Here is a 6,000-nt window from a genome sequence, read left to right as displayed (position 1 = left end):
TAAGAGGTCTTAAACTTCATTCCAAAATAGACGCATTGCTCCGCGTCCGACCAGGTTGGATCGAAAACCTCACCTTCGCTGTTGACGAGCCAGGCATGGTGTAGCGGGATCGGCAATTCGAGATCGCAAGCGTAGCCCTCGACATAGTAGAACTGCTTCTGGCGATGGTTGCGAGGCGAAATCACTTCGGCCTGCGCATTCGCGAAACAGGCCTTGGGGATTGAGAAACGGGCGTTTCCGGATTGTGTCGATACACGCCAGAACTTGCCATGAGACAGGAGAGTGGTTGCCACTCCCCAACCCGGTTCTGTATTGGCAGAATCCGTTATGTATTTCTTGAGAAGCGTGGCGATAGCCACCAGGTCCCCACTATAAATCTGCATAAAATAATCCTTTTAAGTAATACAGGCCCGACGAGTAACACGTCGTCGTATGTAGAATGACACCACCAAAAGAAAAGGTAGGCAAGTCCCAAATTCAAACAATCTGCGATACGGGTGGGATATTGGCCGCACCATGTTTTTATGAACGGCGATGTGATTGCGTGCCCAGCCATTCGTAGCGCAGAAGGACAGTAAGCGAGTTTCAGTCGCCGCATCTGTTGTGAACAGTGCCATTGTTTTCCATAACTTAAGAATGGCTACAGAAGCAGCGACCTTGTTCCGGAAACATCAGGAGTTCGAATCGATCATGATGATGCGAACGGCGTTTGCGGTGGCTAGCCCTGCGAGCAATACAGATTGCAATGATTTTCCGGCACTGCATCTGGAATTGCGGGTAACGCATCGCAATGTGGCGGCATGTCGTTCCAATTTGCCAGCAACGCATTTCAAATCGCAATAATTTGCAATAATCCGATTCAAGTTTCGAGAAGCGCGTTGCACGGTTCCGGACAAACGTTGCTGGATTCGAGATATCCGATTCAAGGACGAACGCCGTTTGCGGGCAGACGCGGAGTGGTAAAAAAAATGCTTTGCGCCGACGGTTTTCGAGCTCAAGCTTTGATTATTGGTGTGTATATTGGAGAAGCCATGGTATCGAGCAGGCAGCAGGGGGAGCGTTTGCGCAAGCAGCGTGAACGGCAGAAGGACTATCGGGACCGTTTGAAGGCAGAGCGTAAACCGACGCGTGACGACATTGCGCGGATCGTGCTGCATTTTATGGTTCTGCTTGCATCAGAAGCTGATGACCCTCGCTCTCTTGATCAGCTCATCAATCGCGTGCTGGAAGCCTTGAAAGAGCAGGGGTTCAATGAAGACGCTTCTCTGGACGTCCTTGATGATCTGATCGCCAAATATACCAAAACGAATTGGGGCTTCCGTCGCAAGGTACATCTGAAGCCTGGCAGGGCTTCTGATGACACCAAACATTGAGCATCGCTTTCAAAGCCATCTAGCGTTGATCTCAACCTGGCGATTTTACAAACGTAGTTTGCACCTTTTGTCTGTTCTCCCCCCATTACTTCATGAAACGCTGTTTGCACATGAATCGGATTTCTCGAGATTGGCGGCGACATGGGGTCGTTGAAGGCTGTGCAAGTAAACAGCCCATTGTTGGGATCATCCGTGGCCGCGGCATCGCTTTTCATGGCACATGTGCAGGTCAGCCTGCTGCTGAAACAGGTTCTACGGCCCAGCCTGTGGATAACTTTCAAGCTCCACATTCAGGCTTCCTCAGGTGTTCATCACAGCGCAAAAGGCTGATGGCCACTACGTTTTTTCACTATTTTAGTGAAGCGGAAAAAGCCGGTGATATCCGGGACTTAGATAAAAATGCTGTCTGGAGATCTTTTTTCGTTTTGGATCCTTGCGACGCGTTTGAGATCCTGCAATAGTCACTTTGTCTGATTGATCAGACGCCTCCATTCCGGTGCTGGAACACCAGAATGGAGACTAACTTAGCCTGCCAACAACAGGAGCCAAGCTATGCTGAGCATTATCGCTATTCGTTCGCAATTAAAAGATCTGCGCCCTGAATTCCTCGTCGGCATGGCGGCTCGACAGCGGAAATAATTTCCGCTCTCAACGTGTTCGGCGCTCTTTAACGCCCGAACTCCCAATTTCCCTTTTGACGCTCTGGTCGTGTGCGTTCGCGCGCAACGTCACGGTCTTTGCTGTCTTCAAAATCTGACGCTGCTTGCACGGGCAAGCGCGGCCGACTTTTCACACTATTTTGCTCCGGCGACCAGCAATCGCTTCGGGGAAGGAGGACTTATGTTTGCAGAAACTGTCGTCGGCTATATTGACTTGATAGAACACAAAATCCCGATCCGTAATGTCGGACGAGAATTGCATGCGTCGCAAAACGTGGCGTGGTTGTTTAACAGTATTGCCCACGCTGAAGATCGGGCCAGGCAGAAATGCGCCGTTCGTGACGTCCTTCTACGGTGGGCAATCTGGAACGAGGGTGAGAAAATCCTCGCACTTATTGAAGAAGCATCGGCGCGGGCAAAGGTTTCTGGTGATACGGCACCGACACGTGCGATGCCAATTACACGCGATATTCTTAATCGCGTCGCCAGTTCGGTTGACCGGAAATCTGCACCGGGTGAAGTTATCCTTGCGACTGCGACTTCGGCATTGCCCAAGAACGCACCGTACGCTTTTGATCTGGTGCATTACGATGCTGAAAAGAAAGCGTTGCGGATAATAAGTATGATCTATTGCATCAGCATGCATAAAGACGCGCTAGATCAATGGCGCAATGAAGTCGCGACCCTGCCGTCGGCATGGGCCCGTTTGGCACGGCAATATTATGACATCGACATTGAGCACTGCGAATTTGCACTGATCGACCCGCTGCTCGATGACAGTGATGAAGAAACCGGGGTCTGGTCGATATTTGATCTTGATCAACTGCTCGGCAAAGCTGGGATTGCGGACAAGATAGTGGCGTTGCAGGAGGGTCTCTGGGGAGACCTTCTCATCCGGATCGGCGACACTTTTGCAGATACACAAAGCGAGCAGGCGCAGTTGCTGGAGCAGGAACTGATGAAGATTGCACTCGAAGCGCTCGACAGCGTGACTGTACCGCAAGCTCAAATCCTGACGCCTGATAACGCGTCGCGTTGACGAGATGCCGCTGGAGCGGTCCGGATTAAAACGGAGTCGCTGGAGCCACACTACCTCCTTGCTGTACGCATATCTCGATCCCAAAGCGGGTTGCCGCTTTTCGGGATATGCTTAGGAATTCACTCTTTCTATCCATGAGGTCGCTTCATGACCACTTCACCACCCGGCGCAAGCCGGCTTGGGCGGCATCTGCTTGCCCGTTTGAAACATGCTTTGTATCGCGACTTGCGACAGGTTTTCTGCGAACTCGATCTATTGTCTCACACCGAAGTCGATGTCGATGGATTTTTCACGATGCGCTTCGATATGCCGGACCCGGCGTCCGACCCCGGTGACGAATATAGACCGGCCATGCTTCTGACCGGTCATCCGGTTCATGATCTGCGTGTCTTGAACGCTTATCTCGGTGCCAGCTTCAATCTGGATGCTTCCAGCGTGCAAGATCAGTTTGCCCTTTCGCTGCCATTTCCAATGTTTCTGAGCGACATGCGCCACGCTCCCGTTGAGCGAACATATCTTTTGAAACTCCTGCGTTGTTTTCGTGTCGAGCCGGACATTGGTGATGTCGCAGTCTGTCATCTGCTGGCACGGGCTCTGGAGGAGGGGAGCTTCGGGCAAAACCACTTGATGGAGCTTTCACGCAGACAATCCGGGCTTGTCATTATACGCACTGATATCGAGGGCTTTGAAGATATCCTGCTTCGGATGTTGAGTGAACAGCGGCTTTATCGCGGGCATGTTGTAGCGCGACCTCTCGAGCATTGGGGAACGACAACAATCCGGCAGTTAAAGCGGACAAGGGGCCGCCTCCGTCCGGCAGATGTCATTATCAATACTATCGATGCTGACGGATTTGAGAAACTGGCACTGATTGACGAAGACAGCATTGGGGATGCACTGTCACGCGGCGAATGGCTTCTCGGTATCGTTGATATGCAATACGAGATTCCGGCCGGGCTGAAAGTGGTGGCAGATATTGTCTTCGACACCGGCGCCCTTGACGGCGCACTTCTCAACAGGCTGCTCGATACGGTGACTGCACACGATGCCGACACCGTTTTTCCAGAGGAGTTCACGCTCGATTCATTACGAGAGTTGAGACATTCGTTCCGGGAGGCAGCCACACGCCAGGAAACCTTCGCTTATCTGCTGGCCCAATGGGAATTGGAGGGGAGAAAGCAGGCACATCAGGTGCAGGAGCAGAAGCAAAAGCAGAAAGAGGCAGATAAAAAGAAGGATAAGGCCGATGATAAAAACCCGTTCTCGACAGGAGAACGCGGTCGGCATGGCAGAAAGATTGTTTCCGACAGCCGATTGATTGAACCTGAACCGCTCAATGCTGGCTTCAGTGACGTCGATTCCGCAGAGAGCGTCATGCGTCGAACGCCAACTCTATGCGTGGAAAACCTGTCAGGCTATGGCGAGGCGGTTAATTGGGCGCTGGCGCTCAAGGAAGACCTTGCATTGTGGACATCAGGATCACTCGTCTGGTCTGACATCAGCACTCGGCTGCTTCTGTCTGGCCCGCCTGGCACCGGCAAGACCACTTTTGCACGGGCGCTGTGTAACAGCCTGTGCATTCCTGTCCTCGCGACCTCTATCGCAACATGGCTTCGGATGGGCCATCTTGGTGATGTGTTGCTGCGCATGAAGAGTGCTTTTGAGGAAGCGGCGTCTCATGCCCCGGTCATCCTGTTTATTGACGAGATCGACAGCATCGGGCGACGTCAGGATCCGTCCCGCGATTATGCGGATTACTGGAACGCTGTCGTCAATCAACTGCTCGAATTGATGGATGGTGCGATCAGACAGGAAGGCATCGTCATTGTGGGTGCCACCAATCGGCCCGACGATATTGATGACGCATTGTTACGGTCTGGACGGCTGGAAACCCATGTCCGGATACAAAAACCCGACACGGATGCACTGGTCGGCATTCTCGCGCATCATCTGGGTGCTGATCTTGAAGCTATGCTGGAAACACGACAAGCGGAGCAACAGCGATGACAGCTTGCAAATCAGATGAACGTCTCAGGCGTTTGCGCGATCTGCGTCCCCTGGCGCTAAAGGCACAGGGCATGACCGGAGCCGATATCGAGCGGATTGTCCGTCGGGCTCGCCAGCAGGCACGCCGCGAGAAGCGTCGGCTTACCTGGACGGATATTGAAAAGGGCATTTCCGGCAATCACAGACCAATTCTGCCGGAGGAACGCTGGCGCATGGCGGTGCACGAGGCAGGTCATGCGGTCATTCGTCATATGTTACAAGTCGGCCATCCGTTGACGCTCAGTATAGCTGAGCAGGTGGGATTCGGCTTTGCGACGGCGCGTCGCAAGTTAATTCCGCTGGAAAAGGATTGCGAAGATAATCTTGCCGTGATGCTTGCGGGAAGGGCAGCGGAAGAGCTTGTCCTGGGGGATGTCTCTGTCGGCTCCGGGATGCAGCCGGGTAGCGACCTCGCGAATGCAACCGACCTGGCGCTGGCAATGGAAACGACATACGGCTTTGCCAGAGAGCGCCCATTGCTGTTTTGCGACGGCGTGGCACGACGGGAACTGCTCCATGAAACCCATCCCATAACCAGCCATGTCGATGAGCGGCTGCAAAAAGCCTACGACATTGCCCGTCACGGACTTGTCCGTTACGCGGTAGCGCACAGAACACTTTCCAAAACACTGCTCGAACATGGCGTTCTGGAAGGCGATGCCGTCACCGCCATTCTTGACGATGCCATCCGGCGACAGGATCAGCAGGGCAGTCATGTTTCGGTGAGCGCAGCAGATAACAATTCTAAGGACACGAACGCACCCGGTCCGACCTGAACAGCCGTTCCAGACTGACGCCCAGCCCAACCGACAATCTGAATTCATTCCAAAAACGCGCTCGCAAACGCGGGCACGAACGATCCCGCATATCCAGACGAAAGGAA

5 protein-coding genes are annotated in these 6,000 nt (G+C 53.1%); 4 read left to right on the top strand and 1 reads right to left on the bottom strand.

Going from position 1 to position 6,000, the window contains the following annotated elements; all coding sequences use genetic code 11:
• A partial coding sequence (locus JNC70_RS20435) for a hypothetical protein (protein ID WP_374788906.1) occupies positions 1-383 on the bottom strand: 383 nt, incomplete at its 3' end.
• A gap of 417 nt (positions 384-800) precedes the next feature.
• Here JNC70_RS20435 and JNC70_RS20430 point away from each other — a divergent pair.
• From JNC70_RS20430 to JNC70_RS20415, 4 genes are all read left to right on the top strand, one after another.
• A complete protein-coding gene (locus JNC70_RS20430) occupies positions 801-1,373 on the top strand; it encodes a hypothetical protein (protein ID WP_146200163.1) in 573 nt (190 codons plus the stop codon).
• Between the two features lie 840 nt (positions 1,374-2,213).
• Positions 2,214-3,071 carry a hypothetical protein gene (locus JNC70_RS20425; RefSeq protein WP_109366492.1) on the top strand — a complete coding sequence of 286 codons (858 nt, stop codon included), beginning with the start codon at positions 2,214-2,216 and terminating at the stop codon, positions 3,069-3,071.
• A gap of 147 nt (positions 3,072-3,218) precedes the next feature.
• Entirely contained in the window at positions 3,219-5,078 is a 1,860-nt protein-coding gene (locus tag JNC70_RS20420) for an AAA family ATPase (RefSeq protein WP_374788905.1), read from the top strand.
• Positions 5,075-5,893, top strand: coding sequence for an ATP-dependent metallopeptidase FtsH/Yme1/Tma family protein (locus JNC70_RS20415; RefSeq protein WP_374788904.1), 819 nt, complete (start codon positions 5,075-5,077; stop codon positions 5,891-5,893). The genes JNC70_RS20420 and JNC70_RS20415 overlap by 4 nt, the downstream gene beginning before the upstream one ends.
• Positions 5,894-6,000: the final 107 nt, after the last annotated feature.

The organism is Brucella oryzae, assembly GCF_041929965.1.
GTDB classification, from domain to species: Bacteria; Pseudomonadota; Alphaproteobacteria; order Rhizobiales; family Rhizobiaceae; genus Brucella; species Brucella oryzae.
The sequence above is the reverse complement of the archived record's forward strand: the minus strand, read 5'-3'. Positions and strand labels throughout refer to the sequence as shown.